Source organism: Pseudomonas sp. GW821-FHT07F01 (genome assembly GCF_059418825.1).
Map to the genome: position 1 here is coordinate 730,824 of NZ_JBWKQO010000005.1, position 22,194 is coordinate 753,017.

Annotated in this window: 21 protein-coding genes and 1 tRNA gene; 14 read left to right on the forward strand and 8 right to left on the reverse strand. The window is 62.0% G+C overall.

Features of this window, described 5'->3' with window-relative positions:
* The first annotated feature begins 38 nt into the window (after positions 1–38).
* The 8 genes from cobU (at position 39) to AC07R1_RS21845 (ending at position 5,373) form a co-directional block, all read left to right on the forward strand.
* Positions 39–560 carry a bifunctional adenosylcobinamide kinase/adenosylcobinamide-phosphate guanylyltransferase gene (gene cobU / locus AC07R1_RS21810; protein WP_011062689.1) on the forward strand — a complete coding sequence of 174 codons (522 nt, stop codon included), beginning with the start codon at positions 39–41 and terminating at the stop codon, positions 558–560.
* Entirely contained in the window at positions 557–1,612 is a 1,056-nt protein-coding gene (gene cobT, locus AC07R1_RS21815) for a nicotinate-nucleotide--dimethylbenzimidazole phosphoribosyltransferase (RefSeq protein ID WP_495110928.1), read from the forward strand. The genes cobU and cobT overlap by 4 nt, the downstream gene beginning before the upstream one ends.
* Entirely contained in the window at positions 1,609–2,184 is a 576-nt protein-coding gene (gene cobC, locus AC07R1_RS21820; protein WP_495110929.1) for an alpha-ribazole phosphatase family protein, read from the forward strand. Before cobT ends, cobC begins: the two co-directional genes overlap by 4 nt.
* A gap of 1 nt (position 2,185) precedes the next feature.
* Entirely contained in the window at positions 2,186–2,917 is a 732-nt protein-coding gene (locus tag AC07R1_RS21825; RefSeq protein ID WP_495110930.1) for an adenosylcobinamide-GDP ribazoletransferase, read from the forward strand.
* A gap of 70 nt (positions 2,918–2,987) precedes the next feature.
* Positions 2,988–3,392, forward strand: a complete 405-nt coding sequence (locus AC07R1_RS21830; protein WP_015636631.1) for a MarR family winged helix-turn-helix transcriptional regulator — start codon at positions 2,988–2,990, stop codon at positions 3,390–3,392.
* Positions 3,393–3,444: 52 nt separating this feature from the next.
* Positions 3,445–4,647, forward strand: coding sequence for an MFS transporter (locus tag AC07R1_RS21835; protein ID WP_047337533.1), 1,203 nt, complete (start codon positions 3,445–3,447; stop codon positions 4,645–4,647).
* Positions 4,644–4,766, forward strand: a complete 123-nt coding sequence (locus AC07R1_RS21840; protein WP_015636629.1) for a hypothetical protein — start codon at positions 4,644–4,646, stop codon at positions 4,764–4,766. Before AC07R1_RS21835 ends, AC07R1_RS21840 begins: the two co-directional genes overlap by 4 nt.
* Positions 4,767–4,821: 55 nt before the next feature.
* The gene (locus AC07R1_RS21845; protein WP_220223112.1) at positions 4,822–5,373 is read left to right on the forward strand and encodes a glutathione peroxidase; all 552 of its coding nucleotides are present in this window, start codon (positions 4,822–4,824) and stop codon (positions 5,371–5,373) included.
* A 79-nt stretch (positions 5,374–5,452) separates the two neighbouring features.
* Here AC07R1_RS21845 and AC07R1_RS21850 read toward each other — a convergent pair whose 3' ends face one another.
* From AC07R1_RS21850 to AC07R1_RS21860, 3 genes are all read right to left on the reverse strand, one after another.
* Positions 5,453–6,733, reverse strand: coding sequence for an OmpP1/FadL family transporter (locus AC07R1_RS21850; protein ID WP_011062682.1), 1,281 nt, complete (start codon positions 6,731–6,733; stop codon positions 5,453–5,455).
* Between the two features lie 144 nt (positions 6,734–6,877).
* Positions 6,878–7,360, reverse strand: coding sequence for a hypothetical protein (locus tag AC07R1_RS21855; RefSeq protein ID WP_015636627.1), 483 nt, complete (start codon positions 7,358–7,360; stop codon positions 6,878–6,880).
* A gap of 272 nt (positions 7,361–7,632) precedes the next feature.
* On the reverse strand, positions 7,633–7,857 hold the full coding sequence (locus tag AC07R1_RS21860) for a hypothetical protein (protein ID WP_011062680.1): 225 nt from the start codon (positions 7,855–7,857) through the stop codon (positions 7,633–7,635).
* Positions 7,858–8,733: 876 nt separating this feature from the next.
* Here AC07R1_RS21860 and AC07R1_RS21865 point away from each other — a divergent pair.
* Positions 8,734–9,057: an SEL1-like repeat protein gene (locus AC07R1_RS21865; RefSeq protein ID WP_011062679.1), complete on the forward strand. Its 324-nt coding sequence runs from the start codon at positions 8,734–8,736 to the stop codon at positions 9,055–9,057.
* A 175-nt stretch (positions 9,058–9,232) separates the two neighbouring features.
* Complete coding sequence (locus tag AC07R1_RS21870; RefSeq protein WP_162865008.1) at positions 9,233–10,600, forward strand: DNA recombination protein RmuC; 1,368 nt, start codon at positions 9,233–9,235, stop codon at positions 10,598–10,600.
* 15 nt (positions 10,601–10,615) lie between these two features.
* On the opposite strand, the gene AC07R1_RS21875 is transcribed toward AC07R1_RS21870, so the two are convergent.
* Positions 10,616–14,089: a hybrid sensor histidine kinase/response regulator gene (locus AC07R1_RS21875; RefSeq protein WP_011062677.1), complete on the reverse strand. Its 3,474-nt coding sequence runs from the start codon at positions 14,087–14,089 to the stop codon at positions 10,616–10,618.
* 133 nt (positions 14,090–14,222) lie between these two features.
* Positions 14,223–14,768 carry a TetR/AcrR family transcriptional regulator gene (locus AC07R1_RS21880; RefSeq protein ID WP_019094578.1) on the reverse strand — a complete coding sequence of 182 codons (546 nt, stop codon included), beginning with the start codon at positions 14,766–14,768 and terminating at the stop codon, positions 14,223–14,225.
* A 92-nt stretch (positions 14,769–14,860) separates the two neighbouring features.
* On the opposite strand from AC07R1_RS21880, the gene AC07R1_RS21885 reads away from it, so the two are divergent.
* The 3 genes from AC07R1_RS21885 to AC07R1_RS21895 all read left to right on the forward strand — a co-directional run bounded on the left by AC07R1_RS21885 (position 14,861) and on the right by AC07R1_RS21895 (position 19,413).
* Positions 14,861–16,066: an MFS transporter gene (locus tag AC07R1_RS21885; protein ID WP_401402853.1), complete on the forward strand. Its 1,206-nt coding sequence runs from the start codon at positions 14,861–14,863 to the stop codon at positions 16,064–16,066.
* Positions 16,067–16,303: 237 nt separating this feature from the next.
* Entirely contained in the window at positions 16,304–17,455 is a 1,152-nt protein-coding gene (locus AC07R1_RS21890; protein ID WP_053153236.1) for a TDT family transporter, read from the forward strand.
* A gap of 83 nt (positions 17,456–17,538) precedes the next feature.
* Positions 17,539–19,413 carry an MFS transporter gene (locus AC07R1_RS21895; RefSeq protein ID WP_495110931.1) on the forward strand — a complete coding sequence of 625 codons (1,875 nt, stop codon included), beginning with the start codon at positions 17,539–17,541 and terminating at the stop codon, positions 19,411–19,413.
* A gap of 58 nt (positions 19,414–19,471) precedes the next feature.
* Here the strand turns inward: AC07R1_RS21895 and sugE are convergent, their stop codons facing one another.
* From sugE to rdgC, 3 genes are all read right to left on the reverse strand, one after another.
* Entirely contained in the window at positions 19,472–19,789 is a 318-nt protein-coding gene (sugE, locus tag AC07R1_RS21900; protein ID WP_011062672.1) for a quaternary ammonium compound efflux SMR transporter SugE, read from the reverse strand.
* Between the two features lie 116 nt (positions 19,790–19,905).
* The gene (locus AC07R1_RS21905; RefSeq protein ID WP_011062671.1) at positions 19,906–20,871 is read right to left on the reverse strand and encodes a bile acid:sodium symporter family protein; all 966 of its coding nucleotides are present in this window, start codon (positions 20,869–20,871) and stop codon (positions 19,906–19,908) included.
* Between the two features lie 75 nt (positions 20,872–20,946).
* Positions 20,947–21,867: a recombination-associated protein RdgC gene (gene rdgC / locus AC07R1_RS21910; protein ID WP_011062670.1), complete on the reverse strand. Its 921-nt coding sequence runs from the start codon at positions 21,865–21,867 to the stop codon at positions 20,947–20,949.
* A 160-nt stretch (positions 21,868–22,027) separates the two neighbouring features.
* On the opposite strand from rdgC, the gene AC07R1_RS21915 reads away from it, so the two are divergent.
* Positions 22,028–22,103: transfer RNA gene (locus tag AC07R1_RS21915), tRNA-Val, on the forward strand.
* Positions 22,104–22,194 lie beyond the last annotated feature (91 nt).

A 22,194-nucleotide genomic window follows, 5' to 3' on the forward strand; every position in this document is an offset into this window, starting at 1 on the left:
TCAACCCAGGCCGTCTTCCCTATCAGAGGTGCCCAAGCATGTTGCAACTGATCCTCGGCGGTGCCCGGTCCGGCAAGAGCCGCCTCGCTGAAAAGCTCGCCGGTGACAGCGCCCTGGCGGTGACCTACATCGCCACCAGCCAGCCCCTCGATGGCGAAATGAATCAACGCATTGCCCATCATCGCGAGCGGCGTCCGGCCCATTGGGGCTTGATCGAGGAGCCGCTGGAGCTGGCCCGGGTGCTGCAGGAATCTGCCGGCGAAGGGCGCTGCCTGCTGGTGGACTGCCTGACCCTGTGGCTGACCAACCTGCTGATGCTCGAGGACCCCGAGCGCCTGGCCGCCGAACGCGAGGCCTTGTTGCAGTGTGTGGCGAGCTTGCCGGGGGAGATCATTTTTGTCAGCAACGAAACCGGAATGGGTGTCGTGCCGCTGGGCGAATTGACTCGCCGCTATGTGGATGAAGCCGGTTGGCTGCATCAAGCCCTGGCCGAGCGTTGTCAGCGAGTGGTGCTGACGGTCGCCGGCCTGCCCCTGACTTTGAAAGGAACTGCGTTATGAATAACTCCTGGTGGCTGGAACCGTGCAAGGCAATCGACACCCAGATGGTCGAGCAGGCCCTGGCGCGTCAGCAGCAACTGACCAAGCCGGCCGGCTCTCTCGGGCGCCTGGAGCCACTGGCGGTACGCCTGGCGGGCCTGCAAGGACGGCTCAAGCCCGGCATCGAGCGGCTATGGATCGCCATCTTCGCCGGTGACCATGGGGTGGTGGCCGAGGGCGTTTCCGCCTACCCGCAGGAAGTCACCGGGCAGATGTTGTTGAACTTCGTCAGCGGCGGAGCGGCCATCAGCGTGCTGGCCCGGCAACTGCAGGCGCAACTGGAGGTGGTGGATCTGGGCACAGTGACGCCAGGCTTGAACCTGCCGGGGGTGCGCCACCTGAACCTGGGGGCCGGTACGCAGAATTTTGTCCAGGGGCCGGCCATGACCCGTGCACAAGGCGAGCAGGCCCTGCAAGCCGGCCGCGACAGCGCGCTGCGGGCTCATGCCGACGGCGCCCAGCTGTTTATCGGCGGTGAAATGGGCATCGGCAATACCACCGCAGCCAGTGCCATTGCCTGTGCCCTGCTGGGGATTCCAGTGGCACAACTGGCCGGGCCGGGCACCGGCCTGAATGCCGAGGGGGTCAATCACAAGGCGCAGGTTATCGAGCGTGCCCTGGCGCTGCACGATGCCTCTCGCGGCGATGCCTTGCAGACCCTGTTCAACCTGGGTGGCTTTGAAGTGGCGGCGCTGGTGGGGGCTTACCTGGCGTGTGCCCAGAAGGGCATTGCGGTGCTGGTGGACGGTTTCATCTGCAGCGTCGCCGCGTTGGTGGCGGTGCGTCTGAATCCGGCCTGCGCGCCCTGGTTGCTGTTCGCTCACCAGGGCGCCGAGCCCGGGCACCGGCATGTGCTGCAGACCCTGCAAGCCGAGCCCTTGCTGGACCTGGGCCTGCGCCTGGGTGAAGGCAGCGGCGCCGCCCTGGCAGTGCCGTTGCTGCGGCTGGCCTGTGACCTGCACGGGCAGATGGCGACTTTCGCCGAAGCAGCGGTGGCGGATCGTCCGGCATGACCTTGTACCTGGACCTGTTGCGCCACGGTGAAACCGAGCTGGGTGGTGGCCTGCGCGGCAGCCTGGACGATGCGTTAACTGCAGCGGGCTGGCAACAGATGCGCGAAGCTGTCCAGGGGCGGGGCCCCTGGGACCGGGTACTGAGTTCGCCATTGCAGCGCTGTGCGCGTTTTGCCCAAGAGCTGGCGGGGCAGTTGCAGTTGCCGCTGAGCCTTGAGCCCGACCTTCAGGAACTGCACTTTGGCGCCTGGGAAGGGCAGAGCGCGGCGGCGCTGATGGAAACCGACGCCGATGACCTGGGGCGTTTCTGGGCCGATCCCTATGCATTCACCCCGCCTGGGGGCGAGCCGGTAGAGCTGTTCTCCCTGCGGGTGCTGGGGGCGATAGAGCGCTTGTACCAGGCCTGCGCCGGGCAGCGTGTGCTGCTGGTCAGCCATGGCGGGGTCATGCGCCTGCTGCTGGCCCGGGCTCGAGGGCTGCCGCGCCAGCAGTTGTTGAACGTTGAAGTGGGTCATGGCGCGCTGTTTCGTCTGCAGGTCGCCAGCGAAGGCCGGATGAGCGAGGAGGGCTGAGATGTTGCCGTTCTGGATTGCCTTGCAGTTTCTCAGCAGCCTGCCGGTCCGCCTGCCGGGCATGCCTCGGCCTGAAGGGCTGGGCCGCTCGCTGTTGTTCTATCCGTTGGTGGGGCTGCTGTTCGGCGTGCTGTTGTGGGTGCTGAATGCCATGCTGGGCGGTATTCCCCTGTTGCTGCATGCGGCCTTGCTGCTGACCGCCTGGGTCCTGCTCAGCGGTGGTCTGCACCTGGATGGCCTGGCGGACAGTGCCGATGCCTGGCTGGGGGGCTTTGGCGATCGAGAGCGGACCCTGAGCATCATGAAGGACCCCCGTAGTGGTCCGATCGCCGTGGTGACCCTGGTGCTGGTGCTGCTGCTCAAGTTCACCGCCCTGGTGGCGCTGATCGAACAGCAGCAGGGCTTTGCCTTGTTGCTGGCGCCGCTGATCGGCCGCGGGGCATTGCTGGGCCTGTTTCTCTGCACGCCTTATGTGCGTGCCGGTGGGCTGGGGCAGGCGCTGGCTGACCACCTGCCACGTGTGGCCGGGCGGCAAGTGCTGGGCTTGAGCGTACTGGCCTGTTTGCTGCTGGGGGGCTACAGCGGGTTATGGGCAGTGCTGCTGGCCACTGTGCTGTTCTTCTGGCTGCGGCAAGTGATGATGCGGCGCCTGGGTGGTACCACTGGAGACACTGCCGGGGCTGTGCTTGAACTGTTGGAAACTGCCGTATTGCTCGGGGTGGCGCTGTTTTGAGTGGAGCACGGGATTGACGATTTTCATGAAAAATCTTGCCTTGGAATAATCACGGGTATATACACGCATCATGCTTCCCTCTCAGTGTTTGTGCACCAACCTGCGTCGCGCCGCCCGTGGCGTCAGCAGGTACTACGACGGCGCCCTTGATGGCTTCGGGATCAACGTTGCCCAGTATTCTCTGCTGAACAACCTGTTGCGCCTTGATCAGCCAAGCATTTCCAGCCTGGCGGAAGCCATGGGGCTGGATCGCAGCACGCTCGGGCGCAATGTGCGGGTCCTGGAAGCTGCAGGGCTGGTGCGCCTGCAGGAAGGCGACGATCAGCGAAACCGGCTGGTGCTGTTGACCGAGGCCGGGCATGAGCGGCTGGTGGCGGCCTTGCCTGCGTGGGAAGCGGCTCAGCAGCGGTTGATCGATCGCCTGGGTGTGGAAAAGCGTGAAACCTTGTTGGCCTTGCTGAACGAACTGTCTTGAGCGCCTTTCGTTCGACTATAAGCGGGTATATACCCGTAACTGGAGAATAAAAATGTCATCGATGTGGCGTACCAGCGGCTGGGTGCTTCTCGGCAGCGCATTGATCCTGGCCTTGTCGCTGGGGATCAGGCATGGCTTCGGCCTGTTCCTGCCGCCCATGAGCGCGCAGTTTGGCTGGGGGCGCGAAGTCTTCGCCTTCGCCATTGCCCTGCAGAACCTGATCTGGGGGCTGGCCCAGCCTTTTACCGGAGCCTTGGCCGATCGTTTTGGTGCGGCGAAAGTGGTGCTGGTGGGTGGCGTGCTGTACGCGGTCGGGCTGGTGTTCATGGGGCTGTCGGATTCGGCCCTGACCCTGTCCCTGAGTGCCGGGCTGCTGATCGGCATAGGTCTGTCGGGTACGTCCTTCTCGGTAATTCTCGGTGTTGTCGGCCGCGCCTTGCCGCCGGAAAAACGCAGCATGGGCATGGGGATTGCCAGTGCGGCAGGTTCCTTCGGCCAATTTGCCATGCTCCCCGGAACCCTGGGGCTGATCGGCTGGCTGGGCTGGTCTACGGCGCTGCTGGTGCTGGGCTTGCTGGTGGCCTTGATCGTGCCATTGGTGAGCATGCTCAAGGACAAACCGCTGCCGGCGCTGGGGCATGAGCAGAGCCTCATGGAGGCCTTGCGTGAAGCCTGTTCCCATTCAGGGTTCTGGCTGTTGGCATTCGGCTTTTTCGTCTGTGGCTTCCAGGTGGTGTTCATCGGCGTGCACCTGCCGGCGTATCTGGTGGACCAGCACTTGCCGGCGACCGTGGGCACCACGGTGCTGGCCCTGATTGGCCTGTTCAATATCTTTGGTACCTATACCGCCGGCTGGCTGGGTGGGCGGATGTCCAAGCCGCGCCTGCTGACGGGCCTGTATCTGCTACGGGCGGTGGTGATCGGGCTGTTCCTGTGGTTGCCGGTGACTCAGACCAGCGCCTATCTGTTCGGCATGGCCATGGGCTTTCTCTGGCTGTCCACCGTGCCTTTGACCAACGGCACCGTGGCCACCTTGTTTGGCGTGCGCAACCTGTCCATGCTCGGCGGCATTGTGTTCCTGTTCCACCAATTGGGGTCTTTCCTTGGTGGTTGGCTGGGGGGCGTGGTGTATGACCGTACCGGGAGCTACGACTTGATCTGGCAGGTGGCGATTCTCCTTAGTCTGTTGGCGGCGGCACTGAACTGGCCGGTGCGCGAGCGGCCGGTGGCGCGTTTGCAGGCCAGCGCGGCATGAACCGCTGGCTGCTGCGCGGTGCCGGCCTGGGCCTCGGCATTCTATTGTTGCTGCTGGCCTGGTGGGGCTGGCACCGGGGCGGGCTGGCGCTGATGCAGCTGGGCATGGGCGCTTGCTAGGGGAGCGAGGGGGCGAGTAACGTCGTAGCCCGACACTTTGACAAGGATTCTGGACATGGCTATGCGCTGGTTTGCGGTTCCAGCTTTACTCGCGACCTTGGCCGGCTCGGCATGGGCGGCGGACTGTCCGCCCCTGTTGCAGGGTTCCTTGCCCAAATTGCACGCCAAGGAATCCATCGACTTGTGCCAGCGCTTTGCCGGCAAGCCGCTGGTGGTGGTCAATACGGCGAGCTTCTGCGGGTTTGCTCCGCAATTCAAAGGCCTTGAGGCGCTGTACCAGCGTTACAAGGATCAAGGGCTGGAAGTGGTGGGCGTGCCCTCCAATGACTTCAAGCAAGAGGCCAAGGATGGCGCGGAGACTGCCAAGGTCTGCTACGTCAATTACGGCGTGACCTTCACCATGACCGAGCCACAGAAGGTTCGGGGGGCGGATGCGGTGCACCTGTTCAAGGTGCTGGCGCAGCAGAGTAGCGCGCCGAAGTGGAATTTCTATAAATACGTGGTGGATCGCCAGGGCAATGTGATTGCCAACTTTTCCAGCCTGACCAAGCCGGACAATCCGGAATTCATCGAAGCGGTGGAGAAGGCATTGGCGTCGAAATCCTGAGAAAGCCTATTCATTAGCCAATAAAAAACCCGCATCTGCGGGTTTTTTATTGGTTTGAAACTGCGCGGCCTAGAGCTCGTTAGAACTTGTAGGTGGCGCCCAGGCCGTAGCCCCATGCGCTGTTCTGGTAAGTAGCGCTGTAGGCATTGCCTTTGCCGGTCCTGTTGACGTTGACGTCTTCTTCCTTCAGGTAGGAAACCGCCAGGTCCAGAGTCAGGTCTTCAGTCGGGCTGTAGCCGGCACCGAAGCTGATGGCCTTACGGTCACCGGTAGGGATACGTACAGAGCGGTCGGTGTTGTTGGTTGGCGCCTGGTCAACCGAGAGGCCGCTGCGCAGAACCCACTCTTTGTTGACCTTGTAGGAAACACCAACAGCCGAGGCCCAGGTGTCGTGCCAGTTCTGTGGCTCGGTGATGGTGCCGATCGGGCCCCTGGAACCGCCAAGCAGGGCAGGAACACCTTCGTTGTTGACGGTGATGTCTTTCAGGCGGCTCCAGCGAGTCCAGGTGCTACCTGCGTAGACGGTCCACTGGTCATCCAGTTTCTGGGTGACAGAGAAGTCGACGACTTCCGGAGTGGTGATGTCCAGCGAGGCATCGTAACGGCCGCCATTGAACGGACCGAAGCCCGGGCCGGCGATGTTGGTGTGGCCTTCCAGCTTGTACTTGACCTTCGAGTGGTAGGTCAGGCCCAGGCGAGTAGTGTCGGTAGGCTGGACGATGATGCCGACGTTGTAGCCGATGGCGGTATCGTCACCCTTGATCTTCACGCTGCCATCATTGCGGCCGAAGAGCGCAGGGTTTGGAAACGGAGTCGCGGAAGTCAGTTCACCGCTCAGGCGGTTGATGGTCGGGCCGAAGCCGATCGACACCATGTCATTGAAGGCATAGCTGACGGTCGGTTGCAGGGTGACGACCTTGACTACGCTCTTGTCGCCGTAATAGCGGCTGGCAGAAGTGGACTCATAGTTGGTAACCAGGCCGAAGGGTGCATAGGCGCCCAGACCCAATGCCCAGCCGTTGCCCAGTTGTTTGACGAAGAACCCCATAGGAACGCTGGTGAACGGAACCATGTCACCGTCGCTGGTGCCGCCGGGTGGGCCGCCCTTGACGTTTTTCAGGTTGGTCTTGGCATCGATTGCCGCTACGCCGACAGTTACCTGGTCACGTTGCAGCAGGGACATGCCGGCAGGGTTACCGTAAACGGTGCTGGCATCTTCGGCAGAAGAGGAACGACCCGCGAAGCCGGTACCCATGCCGCTGATGCTTTGTTCGTTAAGAGCAAAACCGCTGGCGAAAAGTTGGGTAGAGGCAAGTGCAACCGCGAGACTTATGGTGGATTTGAGCATTACTTTTTTCATTATTAGAACTCCTGGTGATCACCGAGGCGAAAATTACCAACATTTCGATCTCGGCGCTATAGGCTGCAACAGTTGATTTAGAGCGTTTTTGTAGGACAATCCGACCAAAATCGGCTTCTTTCTCCGATTTTGCAAAAGTCGTTGTCAGCAGGCGACCTGGTTTAACGGTGCAATGCAGGTCTGCCAGGCGCAGGCGAAATCTCTTAAACGTCCTTGTGGTTGAAAGGTCTTCCTCCAGATGCGGGCCATGCCGAGCAGGTCGTCGGCAGCGGGGAGCGGCGTGTGTTGTTCTTCCACCAGCAACCAGGCAATGGCGGTGGCGTAACGCAGGTTGACGGTCAGTTCCAGGTGCGGCCCGCTGAGGAACGCATGCTGGCTGGCGAGCCCGCGAACCAGGCTGGCCCGTTCCGGATCCAGTGCCAGGTACTGGTCCCAGAGGGCTTGATGGCGCAATTCGGTGATGCGGTAGAGGCCGTGGCCACGACGATCGTGCAGGGCTGAGCCCAGCGCTGATTGGCTGGCGGCAATGCCCAGCAGCAGGACTTCAGCGGTTTTGCTATGGCTGCCCAGGTACATCAGCGTCGGGCGGATCACATAGCGGCACAACTCGCTGGCGGCGATACCCATAAAGCCCTCGAAGCGTGAAATGGCCGGCGAAACCTGAAGGGCGCTTGGCAGCAAAAAAGGATCAGGTTTGCCGGAAGCGGTTCAGGCCGCTTGAGTTGAAGTGTAGTGTCATATCTGTGCTGTAAAGGACTGTTTTTAAAATATTTCCGTCCTCTTGTTATAAGCCTTATATCGATTGGTACTTTTCTCTGTAGGGTAAATGGGCGAATTGCAGGCAATAAAAAGCCCCGCGATCAGGCGAGGCTTTTCAGGGTTTTCAGCAGTTCGGCGTATCAGGCAACCAGGGCCTGGCGCGCACGTTCGATCACTGCCTGCAGCGGTTCGGCGCTGGAATACTGGTCGGGATACAGGCGTTCGCTGTGACGGGCGATCCCATGTTCGTTGACCAGGGTGAAGCTGAAGCAACCTTTGCGAGCGGCCATGATCAGGCAGTTCAACGGTGCAAAGGCGTGGGTTAGGGTGCGAATGGCATCCTGAGTCTGGATTTGAGTAGACATAATTATTAGGTGTTCCTACAAATGACACGGTTAAGAACCGTGCAACGTTAAAACGTTCCAGTAAACGTCGACCAGCATTGGTCAAACGAAGAACCTGACTGGAACAAAGCAGCCAGTTGCAGCGCGTTGATTGGTTGCGCTAGGGCTGGCAGGTAGGTACTTAGGAGGGCAGGCAACACAGCAAGGGCAAAGGTTCGGGGCCCAGGGTGGAGATCCTGATCAATTTGCAGGTTGGTTCGGTCAGAGTAAATGGCTCGAGCACTGCCGTTGAATTCGTATCAAGGGCGATAGGGTGAGCTTTACCTGGAAACCATCGAGGTGGTCGGTCCTTGGTGTTCGACGTTGTGCTCGGTTGGAGACGCTGTCGATGGGACTTGTTCGACCAGAATTGACTTTCAGCTTGGTACTAACGGCGAGGATTCTATTGGGTTGAACGACATAATGCAAGTGTGCTAGGAAAAAACTTTCAGAAGAGGCCAGAGGCTCAAGCATCAGCTGTGTAACCGTTGCTGTTGTGGCGTGTACGAAAACAGTGCGTTACCGGCGTTAATCTGCGCAAGGTTGTGCACACTTGTTGCGCAGCGTGTCACCCCGTTGTCACCTTCCCCAACGCCCGCCCCTTAGCCTGCCTCGAGAATTTAAGTCAATGATAAACATCGCTTTTTTTTACTGGTGAAAAAATCGTCAGTTTGACTGCAAGGCCCGTCTCATGGGGCTTTGGGAGGGTTGTGGAGGGGTTGTCCACTGAGTTATCCACAGCTTCTGTGGATTGTCCCAAGCGCTTGCTCTAGGACGGGCGTGCTGGCTCTTTTAGGCTTTACCCGGGCGAAAAAAGGAGTAGAGTGGCGCGCCTTCCGATCTGCCCCACAGTGCTTTATGAAGTTTCGCTCCGTATCACCTTCTGTTACCGCTACCCCTGCCAGTGTTACCGAACCCAAGCGGTTTTCCCTGCGCGTTGCTCTCTGGCTGTTGGACAGCCCGCGCCTTGGTCACAACCCCAACGTCAAGCATTTTGCTGGACGCCTGCTCAAGCAGCCGGCCCGGGAAGGCGTGGTCGCGGCGCAGAGTCGCCTGGGCCAGCTGATGTGCCGCGAATGCGGCAACGCCCGTGATCGTCGCATCGGCCATGACCTGTTGCGCCAGGCTGCCCGTGCCGGCGACCGCCGTGCGCAACTGGAGCTGGGCCGGATCGAAGACTGAGCTGTCCAACACTCGGACGCTTGGTTAACCTTCATTTCTTCTTTCTACGGCAGGAATCGCTATGGCTATGGACTTGACCAGCTTGCTGCTTGGCCTGGCGGGAGCGGCGCTGCCGCTACTGGTTCTGGCCTGGCAACTGCAACGCCGGGCCAGTTCCAGCCAGACTGAGCTGAGCCTGCTGGAAGAGCGCCTGGCCACGGCCCAATTGGCCCAGGAGGGGTTGGCAGCACAGTTGGATGCCAGCCGCGATGAAGTCAGCGACCTGAGCCAGGCCAATGCTCTGAAGCAGGCGGACCTGGCAGCCCTGCGCCGCGAGGTCGAATTGCTGCAGATCGAGCGCGATAACGCCCGTGATGCAGCCCACGCCTGGAACCTGGAACGGGCCGCCAAAGAAAACGAATTGCGCCGGCTGGATGCCCTGGCGGCGTCCTTGAATGCCGAGCTTCGTGAGCAGCAGGACAGCCACCAGCAGCGCCTGACCGATCTGCAAGGCTCGCGGGATGAGTTGCGCGCCCAGTTCGCCGAGCTGGCGGGGAAGATCTTCGATGAGCGCGAACAGCGTTTCGCCGAGACCAGCCAGCAGCGCCTTGGGCAGTTGCTGGACCCGCTCAAGGAGCGCATCCAGTCCTTCGAGAAGCGGGTCGAGGAAAGCTATCAGGCCGAAGCCCGGGAGCGCTTCTCCCTGGCCAAGGAGCTGGAGCGCCTGCAACAGCTGAACCTGCGCCTGAGCGATGAGGCCACCAACCTGACCCGTGCCCTCAAGGGCCAGAAGACTCAGGGCAACTGGGGCGAGCTGATTCTGGAGCGAGTGCTGGAGCACGCCGGCCTGGAAAAGGGCCGCGAGTATCAGACTCAGGTCAGCCTCAAGGGCCCGGATGGCGAGCGCTTCCAGCCTGACGTGCTGATCATGTTGCCGGGTGACAAGCAGGTGGTAGTGGATTCCAAGGTCAGCCTCACGGCTTACCAGCAATACGTCGGTAGCGACGATCCGCAGGTCGCCCAGGCGGCTCTGAAACAGCACGTGCTGTCCTTGCGCAATCACGTCAAAGGTCTGGCCGGCAAGGATTACAAGCGCCTTGAAGGCTTGCACAGCCTCGATTTCGTGCTGCTGTTCGTGCCCATCGAGGCAGCGTTTTCCGCGGCTCTGCAGGCCGAGCCGAATCTGTTCCAGGAAGCCTTTGACCGGCATATCGTGATCGTCAGCCCAACCACGTTGCTGGCCACCTTGCGGGTGATCGACAGTCTGTGGAAGCAGGAACGCCAGAGCCAGAATGCCCGGGAGATCGCTGAGCGCGCGGGCTGGCTGTACGACAAGTTCGTGCTGTTTATCCAGGACCTGGATGAAGTGGGCAATCGCCTGCAACAACTGGACAAGGCCTACGCCGCTGCGCGTAACAAGCTGACTGAAGGGCGTGGCAACCTGGTCAGCCGTAGCGAGCAGCTCAAGCTGCTCGGTGCCCGGGCCAGCAAGAGCTTGCCGGCGGACTTGCTGGAGCGGGCCATGACCGACGCCGAAGGACGCGAGCTGGAATTGCCGGAGTAATCCGGCAAAGGCCCGTCAGCCCAGGGGCAGGTGCCGGCTCAGCAGGGCGCGCAAGGCCGCCGGCTTCACCGGCTTGGCCAGATAGTCCAGGCCCGCTGCATGGACCTGGGCGACCATTTCAGGGCGCCCATCGGCACTGATCACGACCCCCGGTACCGGCTCGCCCAGTTGCGTGCGCAGCCAGGCCATGACCTCGGTCCCGGTCTCGCCGTTATCCAGGTGGTAGTCCACCAGGGCCAGTTGCGGGCGGATGCCTTCTTTGAGCAGCGCCGCGCATTCCTCGCGGTTGCGGGCGGTCCAGACCTGGCAGCCCCAGCGGGTGAGCAGGCTGTTCATGCCGATCAGAATGCTGTCTTCATTATCGACGCAGAGCACTTGCCCGCCATTGAGGGACTGGCCGTTGAGCTCGGCTGCCTTGCCTGGAGCCACCACGCTGCTGCGGGCCAGGGGCACGCTGACGCTGAATACGCTGCCTTTGCCGGGCCAGGAACGTACCTGCAACGGATGGCCGAGCACCCGGCACAGGCCATCGGCAATCGCCAGGCCCAGGCCCAGGCCTTTCTCGGCGCGGGTCTGGTGGCTGTCCAGGCGCTTGAATTCCTCGAAGATCACCTGCTGTTTGTCCTGGGGAATACCCGGCCCCCGGTCCCAGACTTCCAGGCTCAACGTTTCACCACGGCGGCGCACTCCCAGCAAAACGGGGCCCTTGGCGTAACGGAAGGCATTGGTCAGAAAGTTCTGCAGCACCCGACGTAGCAGCTTGCTGTCGCTGTCGATGCGCAGATGGCTACCGCGCACCCGGAACTGCAAGCCCTGTTCCTGGGCCAGGGCCTTGAATTCGGCTCCCAGGGTGTCGAACAGTTCGTTGAGGGCAAAGGGCTTGCGATCAGGGGTGATCTTGCCGTTTTCCAGGCGCGAGATGTCCAGCAGGTCGCTGATCAGGTCCTCGGCGGAGCGCAACGAACTGTCCAGATGCTGCACCAGTTGCTGGGCTTCGGCGGACAGGCCGTCGTCTTGGTGGGACAGGGCCGCGGAGAACAGGCGCGCGGCGTTCAGCGGTTGCATCAGATCGTGGCTGACCGCGGCCAGAAAACGCGTCTTCGACTGGTTGGCCGCTTCCGCCGTGCCCTTGGCCTCAGTCAGTGCTGCGTTGAGTTGCGACAGTTCGTGGGTACGCTCAGCCACTCGTTGTTCCAGCCCTTCATTGGCCTCGGTGAGGGCCTGCTCGGCTTCGCGGAACGGGGTGATGTCGGTGAAGCTCATGACAAAGCCGCCGCCGGGCATGGGGTTGCCGATCAGTTCGATGACCCGGCCATTGGGGAACAGCCGCTCGGAAGTATGAGCCCGACCCTGGCGCATCCAGTGCAGGCGCCGGGCCACATGGACTTCCGCCTCGCCAGGTCCGCACAGGCCGCGCTCGGCATTGTGACGAATGATGTCGGCAATTGGCCGGCCCACGCTGATCAGCCCATCGGGGTAGTTGAACAGCTCAAGGTAGCGGCGGTTCCAGGCCACCAGCTTCAGCGACTGATCGACCACGCTGATGCCCTGGGTAATGTTTTCAATCGCCCCTTGCAGCAGGGCCCGGTTGAACTGCAGCACCTCGGAGGCTTCGTCGGCGATGCGCACCACGTCTTCGAGCTGCATCTCCCGGCCTTCAATGGCGGCCTTGACCACCGCGCGGGTGGAAGAGGCGCCGAGCACACCGGCCAGCAGGCGCTCGGTATGGGCGATCCACTCGCCGTCGGCATTCTGGTTCGGGTTGAAGCCTTTGCCCTGACGATAGGCGAAGCGGATGAAGCTCTGGCGCGCACGTTCCTCACCGACAAAACGCGCGGCCAGTTTCAGCAGATCGTCGATCTGTACCGCCAGCATCGAGCGGGAGCTGAGGCGGCCGCTGATTTCCTGGCCGATGAAGCGTCCGGCCTGCCAGTGCTCGGAGACTCGGGTGCGCGAGAGCACCGAAACCCAGGCGAACAGCGTGAAGTTGCCCGCCAGGGACAGCACTACGCCTTGGGTCAGCGGGGTGATCGGCAAGTTCAGCGGATTGCCGTGCAGCCAGGCCAGGCCGGGGAAACTGCTCAGGGACCAGCCCAGGCTGTGGGCGGCGATGGGCAGGATCAGGGTGTAGAACCAGATGAAGGTGCCGGCAGCCAGGCCCGCGAATACGCCGCGGCGGTTGGCCTGTTTCCAGTACAGCGCCCCGAGCATGGCCGGTGCCAGTTGGGTCACGGCGGCGAAGGCGATCTGGCCGATGGTGGCCAGGCTGGCGGTGGAGCCCAGCAGGCGATAGCTGACGTAGGCCAGCAACAGGATGACCACGATGCTCACCCGGCGCACCGAGAGCATCCAGTGGCGGAATACTTCGAACGGCCGCTCGGCATTCTTGTGGCGCAACAGCCAGGGCAGCAGCATGTCGTTGGAGACCATGGTGGACAGCGCCACGCTGGCGACGATCACCATGCCGGTGGCCGCCGAGGCACCGCCGATGAATGCCAGCAGAGCCAGGGCGGGGTGGGCCTGGGCCAGGGGCAGGCTGATGACGAAGGAGTCCGGCAATACGCTACTGGGCAGGAGCATCTGCCCGGCGAGGGCGATGGGCACCACGAACAGCGCGGCGAGGGCCAGGTACGCCGGGAACACCCATTTGGCCAGGCGCAGGTCCTGGGGTTCGATGTTTTCCACCACGGTGACGTGGAACTGCCGCGGCAGGCAGATGATCGCCATCATCGCCACCCCGGTCTGCACCACCATCGACGGCCAGTTGATGGTTTCCTTCCAGTACTGCTCCAGGCGCGGAGCCAGCATGGCCTGGTTGAACAGGTCGTCGAAGCCGTCATAGAGGCCGAAGGTGACGAAGGCGCCGACGGCGAGAAAGGCAAACAGCTTGACCAGGGATTCGAAGGCAATCGCCAGCACCATGCCGCGGTGGTGCTCGGTGGCATCGAGGTTGCGGGTCCCGAAGACGATGGTGAACAGGGCCAGGATCAGCGACACGATCAGCGCCGTGTCCTGGGCGCGGGTGCCCATGGCGTCTGCACCGGCACCGATCAGCAGGTTGACCCCAAGCACGATGCCCTTGAGCTGCAGGGCGATGTAGGGCAGTACCCCCACCAGGCAGATCAGTGCCACCACCACCGCCAGCGACTGGGATTTGCCATAGCGGGCAGCAATGAAGTCGGCGATCGAGGTGATGTTCTCCTGCTTGCTGATCATCACCATCTTCTGCAGCACCCAGGGGGCGAACACCAGCAGCAGGATGGGGCCGAGGTAGATCGGCAGGAAGGCCCAGAGCTGCTCGGCCGCCTGGCCCACCGCGCCAAAGAAGGTCCAGCTGGTGCAGTAGACCGCCAGCGACAGGCTGTATACCCAGGCCCGCACCCGCGGCGGAAGTGGCGCGCTGCGGCGGTCACCGTAGAAGGCGATGGCGAACATGATGGCCATATAGGCCAGGGCAACGGCGGCGATCAGCCCGCTGGACAACGACATGGAAACTCCGGAACAAAGACACCGGGCACCTCAGCCCGGCCAGACAGTCTGGCACGATGTTGGATTGGCGTCAGTGTCGACCAAGGTATCAGCGCGGCCTGATGTCGCAGGGCTGAGCCGAGGCGGGGAAGGGCTACGGCTGCAGAGCGATCTCGATCAGTTCATGGAGTTCCTGAACCGGCAGTGGCGTGGCGGAGAACAGGATGCGAAACACTGTCGGTGCTACCAGCAGGTTCAGCAGGCGGTCGATGTCCGGCAGGTGTTCCGTGTGGCCCTGATAGCGCTCGAGGATGCACTGCAACTGCCCGCTGAGGATGGTCACGCAATAGCCCGGGGTCGCGCTGCATTGCACATCGCGCATCATGTTGCGCCCGGGCTCCGAGCTCATTTCGTCCAGATACTGTTCGGCCCAGGCCCGCAGGTCGCCGCGCAGGTTGCCGGTATTGGCCGGTTCGCTGTCCGGGCGCATTCGTTCCAGGGCGACATCGGCCAGCAGGGCCGACAGGTCGCCCCAGCGCCGGTAGATGGTCGACGGAGTGACGCCTGCTCGGGCGGCGATCTGCGGCACGGTGAGGGACGAGCGATCCTGCTCTTCAAGGAGCTCGCGGACCGCGGTGTGAATGGATTCCTGGACCCGGGCGCTACGGCCGCCGGGGCGCAGACCTTCTTTGATAGCCATGGGGCGGCACCTTAACACAAAGAATTTGCTTTAAGCATTGGCGGGTAGCACACTGCGCAAAAGCAAAATATTAGCTTTAGTGGAGCGTGCTTATGTCCGGTGCTATCGACACTTGCGTGTCCAACCGTCGCAGTCTGGTGTTTCTGGCCATTACCCTGTTGAGTTTTCTGGCTGCCTCCAGCGTACCGACCCCGCTGTACCACCTGTATCAGGAAAACCTGCACTTTTCCCCGGCGGTGCTGACCCTGATATTCGGGGTCTACGCGATGAGCCTGCTGGCGGCTCTGCTGACCGTAGGGGCGCTGTCGGATCACCTGGGGCGGCGACCGGTGATTTTTGTCGCCTTGCTGCTCAATATCCTGGCGATGTTGCTGTTCATCAATGAAAGCGGAGTGCAGTGGCTGATTGCCGCGCGGGTGATGCAAGGCTTTGCCACCGGCATGGCCACCAGTGTACTGGGGGCGGCCCTGCTGGATACCGATCGTCAGCAGGGGCCGTTGGTCAATAGCGTTGCGCCGCTATTGGGCATGGCCTGTGGTGCCATGGGGGCCAGCCTGTTGGTGGAGTTTGCGCCCTGGCCACTGCAATTGAGCTACTGGCTGCTGCTCGGGGTGTTCGTGCTCCAGGCCGGGTATGTCTGGCGCTTGCCGGAAAGTGTCAGCCCGCAACCCGGGGCCTGGGCTTCGCTGAAACCCACGCTGCATGTGCCGGTGCAAGCGCGGCGCGCGTTATGGCTGGCCTTGCCGGTGGACGTGGCGGTGTGGGCGGTGGGCGGCTTCTATCTGTCGCTGGCACCTTCGCTGGTCCGTGCGGCGACCGGCTCCACCTCGAACCTGATCGGCGGTGGCCTGGTGGCGGTGCTGACACTCAGCGGCGCGCTGATGATCTTTTCCCTGCGTCAGCGTCCTGCAGACAGGGTGCTGCGCCTGGGCGCCGGGATGCTGGCGACGGGAGTGATGCTGATCCTCGCTGCGGTGCATAGCGCCAGCCTGCCGTTGTTCTTCTTTGGCACCTTGGTGCTGGGCAGCGGCTTTGGTGCCGGTTTTCTCGGTGCGCTGCGCAGTGTGGTGCCACTGGCCCTGCCTCATGAGCGTGCGGGCCTGATGTCGGCGTTTTATGTGCTGAGCTATCTGGCCTTCTGCCTGCCGGCGTTGTTGGCTGGCAACCTGACCCGCAGCTTCGGCCTGATCGCTACTACCGACGGCTATGGTGCGGTACTGGTTCTCTTGTCCCTCGGGGCGCTGCTGGCCCTGATGCGCCAGCGCCCGGTGGCGGCGTGTGGGGCGTCGGGGCTTTGAGCCCAAGGCTTCAAGGGCTGCGGGATTGTGCCTGGGAAGCCGCAGGGGAGAGGTGCTGTACGCCAATCAGATACGGGCGTGTCGCCGGGCGCGGTTCGATTGCGGTGATCGCTCCTGGGGCCGTGCATAGATGTTTATCTGCAAAATAGATAACAGATAGAGAAATTACCCGTTATATAGATATTCGATTAGGTTCTACCATGTTTCCTACCTCATCGGAGGACAGGAGACACGACCATGACATGCCCCAATAGCGTTAAAACCGGCCACCGGCCATTGAGCCATCTGCCGCATCCCCTCGAAGCCATTCGCCAATTCACCCCCAACTGGTTCGCCGCCACCATGGGCACCGGGGTTCTGGCCTTGGCGCTGGCCCAGTGGCCGGCCGAGGTTCCCGGCTTGCACCAGGTGGCAGAGGGTTTCTGGTGGCTGACCATCGCCCTGTTCCTGTTGTTTACCGCGATGTATACCGCGCGTTGGGTGCTGTTCTTCGACGAGGCGCGGCGGATTTTCGGGCACTCCACGGTCTCGATGTTCTTCGGCACCATCCCCATGGGCCTGGCGACCATCATCAATGGCTTGCTGGTGTTCGGCATGCCTCGCTGGGGCGATGGTGTGGTGGAGGTGGCGCAACTGCTGTGGTGGCTGGATGTGGCCATGTCCCTGGCCTGCGGGATCCTGATTCCCTACATGATGTTCACCCGCCAGGAACACAGCATCGACCAGATGACCGCGGTCTGGCTGCTGCCGGTGGTGGCGGCCGAAGTGGCGGCGGCCAGTGGCGGCCTGCTTGCGCCTCATCTGCTGGATGCCCACGGGCAGTTGGTAATGCTCAGCACCAGCTACGTGCTGTGGGCCTTTTCGCTGCCGGTGGCGTTCAGCATCCTGACCATCCTGCTGTTGCGCATGGCGCTGCACAAACTGCCCCATGAAAGCATGGCGGCGTCGAGCTGGCTGGCCCTGGGGCCAATCGGCACCGGTGCCTTGGGGATGCTGGTGCTGGGCGCCGATGCACCGGCGATCTTCGCCGCCAATGGCTTGCCCGGCGTCGGTGAGATTGCCGCCGGCCTGGGCCTGGTGGCGGGGCTCACACTGTGGGGGTTCGGTCTGTGGTGGATGTTGATGGCCGTGCTCATCACCCGCCGTTACCTGCGCGAAGGCATACCCTTCAATCTTGGCTGGTGGGGCTTTACCTTTCCTCTGGGCGTGTATTCGCTGGCCACCCTTAAACTGGGCAGCACCTTGCACCTGGGGTTTTTCAGTGTGTTTGGCGCGGTACTGGTGGCGGCGCTGGCGGTGATGTGGTTGATCGTGGCCAAGCGCACGGTGCAGGGGGCTTATAAAGGAGAGCTGTTTGTCTCGCCGTGCATTGCGGGGTTACGGAAATAATCGGCAAAGATAGGTAAGGTTGTGGCCTGGATCGATATTCGACATTCCAATAACAGTATCCACGCCACTCAGGGACATGGAAGATGAGTCACCCTTCGCAGTTCACCTTGCTTCGCAAGCGGCGGTTCCTGCCGTTTTTCATCACGCAATCCCTCGGTGCCTTCAACGACAACATCTTCAAGCAGTCGCTGATCCTGGCCATTCTCTACAAGCTGAGCATCGAGGGTGACCGGTCGATCTGGGTCAACCTCTGTGCCTTGCTGTTCATCCTGCCGTTCTTCCTGTTTTCCGCCCTGGCCGGGCAGTTTGGCGAGAAGTTCGCCAAGGACTCGCTGATCCGCCTGATCAAACTGGGGGAGATCGCGATCATGGTGGTGGGGGCGGTGGGCTTCGCCTTCGATCACCTGTCGCTGATGCTGGTGGCACTGTTCGCCATGGGCACCCACTCGGCGCTGTTCGGCCCGGTGAAGTATTCGATCCTGCCCCAGGCCTTGCGTGAAGAGGAATTGGTGGGAGGCAACGGCCTGGTGGAAATGGGCACGTTCCTGGCGATCCTGGCCGGCACTATCGGCGCTGGGGTCATGATGTCCTCGGAGCATTACGCGGCGATAGTCTCCAGCGCCATGATCGGTGTGGCGGTACTGGGCTACCTGGCCAGCCGCGCCATTCCCCGGGCTGCCGCGGCGACCCCGGAGATGCGCCTGAACTGGAATATCTTCAGCCAGTCCTGGGCCACCTTGCGCCTGGGGCTGGGGCAGACCCCGGCGGTGTCGCGCTCGATTGTCGGCAACTCCTGGTTCTGGTTCGTCGGCGCCATCTACCTGACCCAGATTCCGGCCTATGCCAAGGAATGGATGCACGGCGACGAGACCGTGGTAACCCTGATCCTGACGGTGTTCTCGGTGGGGATTGCCGTAGGCTCGATGCTGTGCGAGAAGCTGTCGGGGCGCAAAGTTGAGATCGGCCTGGTACCGTTCGGCTCCTTTGGCCTGACGGTGTTCGGCCTGCTGCTGTGGTGGCATTCCGGTGGTATCCCGGAAAGCGCCACGGGTCATGGCTGGATTGAAGTGCTGGGTTTTGCCCATGCCTGGTGGGTGCTGTTCGATGTCCTTGGCCTGGGGATCTTCGGCGGCTTCTATATAGTGCCGCTGTATGCCCTGATCCAGTCCCGTACCCCGGAAAACGAGCGGGCCCGGGTGATAGCCGCCAACAACATTCTCAATGCGCTGTTCATGGTGGTCTCGGCGATTGTCTCTATCGTGATGCTGAGCATGGTCCAGCTGACCATTCCCCACCTGTTCCTGGTGGTGTCGCTGCTCAACATTGCTGTCAACGTCTACATCTTCAAGGTGGTGCCCGAGTTCAGCATGCGTTTCATGATCTGGCTGCTCAGCCATTCCATGTACCGCGTCGAGCATCGCAATCTGGAGTTGATCCCTGATGAAGGCGCTGCCCTGCTGGTGTGCAACCACGTGTCTTTCGTCGATGCCTTGCTGATTGGCGGTGCGGTGCGTCGGCCGATTCGCTTCGTCATGTACTACAAGATCTACAACCTGCCGGTGTTGAACTTCATCTTCCGTACCGCCGGAACCATTCCCATCGCCGGTCGGCATGAAGACCTGCAGATCTATGAAAAAGCCTTCCAGCGCATTGCCCAGTATCTGCGCGATGGCGAACTGGTGTGCATTTTTCCCGAGGGCAAGCTGACTGCCGATGGCCAGATCAACGAGTTCAAGGGCGGGCTGACACGGATTCTCGAGGAAACCCCGGTGCCGGTGATTCCCATGGCTCTGCAAGGCTTGTGGGGCAGCTTCTTCAGTCGCGATCCGAGCAAGGGTTTCTTCCACCGCTTCTGGTCGCGAGTGACCCTGGTGGCCGGGCCATCGGTGGCGGTGGACGCAGCCGAACCGGCGCAGTTGCAGGCCATGGTGGCGCAGTTGCGGGGCCCTCGGCGCTAGCTGCCGGATACGAAAACGCCCGCACATTTGCGGGCGTTTTCATTTCTGCCTGGGCTTTTCAGCTGGCGCTGACTTTCAGGCCCACCAGGCCGGCGATGATCAGCGCCACGCTGACCAGGCGCACCAGAGCCATGGATTCGCCAAACAGGATGATGCCGGCGATCACCGTGCCGACGGCGCCGACTCCGGTCCAGATGGCATAGGCCGTGCCCAGGGGCAGTTCTTTCATCGCCAGGCCCAGCAGGCCGAGGCTGATGGCCATGGCAATGATGGTCAGGGCGGTGGGCAGCGGGCGGCTGAAGCCATCGGTGTATTTCAGGCCGACGGCCCAGCCCACTTCAAACAAACCGGCAAAAAACAGAATGATCCAGGACATGCCTACCTCATCGGTTGATGGGGTCGTCCCCGGAATTGATCGCTCGAATGAGTCGCGAGGTCGTCCTCGCGATGCGCAGTATACTGCCCACTCTCACGTGGGCGAATATTTTTTCCTCAGTCATGGCCTCGCTGTATTTCCAGCTTTTGTTCGGCTGGATCTTCCATTCGCCGGAAATAGGTCGAGAGCAGGGCCCCGGAAATGTTGTGCCAGACGCTGAACAAGGCGCTGGGTACCGCCGCCAGTGGCGAGAAATGAGCGCTGGCCAGGGCCGCGCCCAGGCCGGAGTTCTGCATGCCGACTTCCAGGGCCAGGGATTTTCGCTGCGCCAGTGGCAGCTTGAACAGACGCCCCGTGAAGTAGCCCAGCAGGTAGCCGAAGCTGTTGTGCAGCATCACCACGGCCATGATCAGCAGGCCCGACTCGGCGATTTTCGCCTGGCTGGCGGCCACCACCGCGGTGACGATGATGACGATGCTCACCACGGAAACCAGCGGCAGTACTTCCACCGCGTGCTGCACCCGCTGGCCCAGCAGGCGCTGGGCCAGCACTCCCAGCACGATCGGTAGCAGCACCACTTGCAGGATCGACCAGAACAGTTCCATGAACGAGACCGGTAGCCAGGCCGAGGCCAGCAACCAGATCAGCGCCGGGGTCAGCAGTGGGGCCAGTAGAGTGGTAACCGCTGCAATGGCCACCGACAGCGCCAGGTCGCCGCGGGCCAGCCAGGTCATCACGTTGGAAGAGGTGCCGCTTGGGCAGCAGCCGACCAGGATCACCCCGACGGCGATTTCCGGCGGCAGGTGAAATGCCTGGCAGAGCACCCAGGCCACCCCGGGCATGATTACGAAATGGGCCACCACTCCCAGGGCCACGCGCCATGGGTGGCGGGCCACTTCGGCAAAATCTTCGAGTTTCAGGGTCAGGCCCATGCCGAACATCACCAGGCCCAGCAGCGGCACGATGGCGCCCTTGAGACCGACGAACCAGCCAGGCTGGAAGAATGCCAGGATGGCGAAGATCAGTACCCAGTAAGCGAAGGTGTTGCCGACAAAGCGGCTCAGTGCAGCCAGTGCGCGCATGACCTGTTCCTTATTATGTGAAAACGCCACCGAAGGCGGTGGCGTCTAGTGCGTAGCGGTTATCCGGGCAAGGCGTCAGATGCCCTGCGGAATCTCCTCGCCGCCCAGGGCTTCGAACAGCGCCGGCAGGAAGTCGCCGAAGGTCAGCATCATCAGGGTGAAGCTGGCATCCTGCTGGCCGAGGGCTTCATCACCGCCGTCCTGTTCCGCCTGATCCTGCAGCAGGTCTTCGAACTTCAGGCGCTTGACCACCATTTTGTCGTCGAGCATGAAGGACAGTTTGTCCTGCCAGGCCAGGGACAGTTGGGTGACCACCTTGCCGGTGCTCAGGTGCAGCTGGATTTCCTCGCCGGTCAGGTCCTGGCGCTTGCAACGCACGATGCCGCCGTCCTCGTGGGTGTCGCGTAGTTCGCACTCGTCGAGTACGAAGAAGTCGTCGGCGGCTTTCTGGGTCTTGACCCAGTCGGTCATGATCGCGGTGGGGGCGATCTTCACGGTCAGCGGGCGAACCGGCAGGGTGCCGAGGACTTCGCGCAGGGTGGAGAGCAGGTCTTCGGCGCGCTTCGGGCTGGCCGAGTTGACCAGGATCAGGCCCTGTTTCGGGGCAATGGCGGCGAAGGTCGAGGAGCGACGGATAAACGCACGGGGCAGGAAGGCCTGGATGATTTCATCCTTGATCTGGTCGCGTTCCTTCTTGTAGACCTTGCGCATCTGTTCGGCTTCGATCTCTTCGACCTTTTCCTTCACCGCATCGCGCACCACGCTGCCAGGCAGGATGCGTTCCTCCTTGCGCGCGGCTACCAGCATGAAGTCCTGGCTGACGTGAACCAGCGGGGCGTCTTCACCTTTGCCGAAAGGGGCGACGAAACCGTAAGTGGTCAACTCCTGGCTTGCACAGGGGCGCGCCAGTTTGGTCGCCAGTGCAGTTTCCAGCGCCTCAGCATCAAAAGGCAGATCTTGGGTCAGGCGATAGATCAGCAGGTTTTTGAACCACATGGGGTGAATCTCTCCTTTATACAAAGGAGGGCATTATTCTCTTCGCTGCTGCTCAGGCCAACCCTTCGCTAAGCCTTTGGAAGGCCTGAAAAAATTATTATAAAAAGTGCTTGCCAGAGTGGGGGCTGCTCCGTAGAATGCGCGCCACACCGAACGTGAAGGGTGATTAGCTCAGCTGGGAGAGCGTCTGCCTTACAAGCAGAATGTCGGCGGTTCGATCCCGTCATCACCCACCATTCGCATTCAGTGTTACGCGCAGCGGTAGTTCAGTCGGTTAGAATACCGGCCTGTCACGCCGGGGGTCGCGGGTTCGAGTCCCGTCCGCTG

Coding starts and splice junctions, on each gene's coding strand:
- cobU (WP_011062689.1), top strand. CDS start 39: ATGTTGCAACTGATCCTCGGCGGTGCCCGGTCCGGCAAGAGCCGCCTC.
- cobT (WP_495110928.1), top strand. CDS start 557: ATGAATAACTCCTGGTGGCTGGAACCGTGCAAGGCAATCGACACCCAG.
- cobC (WP_495110929.1), top strand. CDS start 1,609: ATGACCTTGTACCTGGACCTGTTGCGCCACGGTGAAACCGAGCTGGGT.
- AC07R1_RS21825 (WP_495110930.1), top strand. CDS start 2,186: ATGTTGCCGTTCTGGATTGCCTTGCAGTTTCTCAGCAGCCTGCCGGTC.
- AC07R1_RS21830 (WP_015636631.1), top strand. CDS start 2,988: ATGCTTCCCTCTCAGTGTTTGTGCACCAACCTGCGTCGCGCCGCCCGT.
- AC07R1_RS21835 (WP_047337533.1), top strand. CDS start 3,445: ATGTCATCGATGTGGCGTACCAGCGGCTGGGTGCTTCTCGGCAGCGCA.
- AC07R1_RS21840 (WP_015636629.1), top strand. CDS start 4,644: ATGAACCGCTGGCTGCTGCGCGGTGCCGGCCTGGGCCTCGGCATTCTA.
- AC07R1_RS21845 (WP_220223112.1), top strand. CDS start 4,822: ATGGCTATGCGCTGGTTTGCGGTTCCAGCTTTACTCGCGACCTTGGCC.
- AC07R1_RS21850 (WP_011062682.1), bottom strand. CDS start 6,733: ATGAAAAAAGTAATGCTCAAATCCACCATAAGTCTCGCGGTTGCACTT.
- AC07R1_RS21855 (WP_015636627.1), bottom strand. CDS start 7,360: ATGGGTATCGCCGCCAGCGAGTTGTGCCGCTATGTGATCCGCCCGACG.
- AC07R1_RS21860 (WP_011062680.1), bottom strand. CDS start 7,857: ATGTCTACTCAAATCCAGACTCAGGATGCCATTCGCACCCTAACCCAC.
- AC07R1_RS21865 (WP_011062679.1), top strand. CDS start 8,734: ATGAAGTTTCGCTCCGTATCACCTTCTGTTACCGCTACCCCTGCCAGT.
- AC07R1_RS21875 (WP_011062677.1), bottom strand. CDS start 14,089: ATGTCGTTGTCCAGCGGGCTGATCGCCGCCGTTGCCCTGGCCTATATG.
- AC07R1_RS21880 (WP_019094578.1), bottom strand. CDS start 14,768: ATGGCTATCAAAGAAGGTCTGCGCCCCGGCGGCCGTAGCGCCCGGGTC.
- AC07R1_RS21885 (WP_401402853.1), top strand. CDS start 14,861: ATGTCCGGTGCTATCGACACTTGCGTGTCCAACCGTCGCAGTCTGGTG.
- AC07R1_RS21890 (WP_053153236.1), top strand. CDS start 16,304: ATGACATGCCCCAATAGCGTTAAAACCGGCCACCGGCCATTGAGCCAT.
- AC07R1_RS21895 (WP_495110931.1), top strand. CDS start 17,539: ATGAGTCACCCTTCGCAGTTCACCTTGCTTCGCAAGCGGCGGTTCCTG.
- sugE (WP_011062672.1), bottom strand. CDS start 19,789: ATGTCCTGGATCATTCTGTTTTTTGCCGGTTTGTTTGAAGTGGGCTGG.
- AC07R1_RS21905 (WP_011062671.1), bottom strand. CDS start 20,871: ATGCGCGCACTGGCTGCACTGAGCCGCTTTGTCGGCAACACCTTCGCT.
- rdgC (WP_011062670.1), bottom strand. CDS start 21,867: ATGTGGTTCAAAAACCTGCTGATCTATCGCCTGACCCAAGATCTGCCT.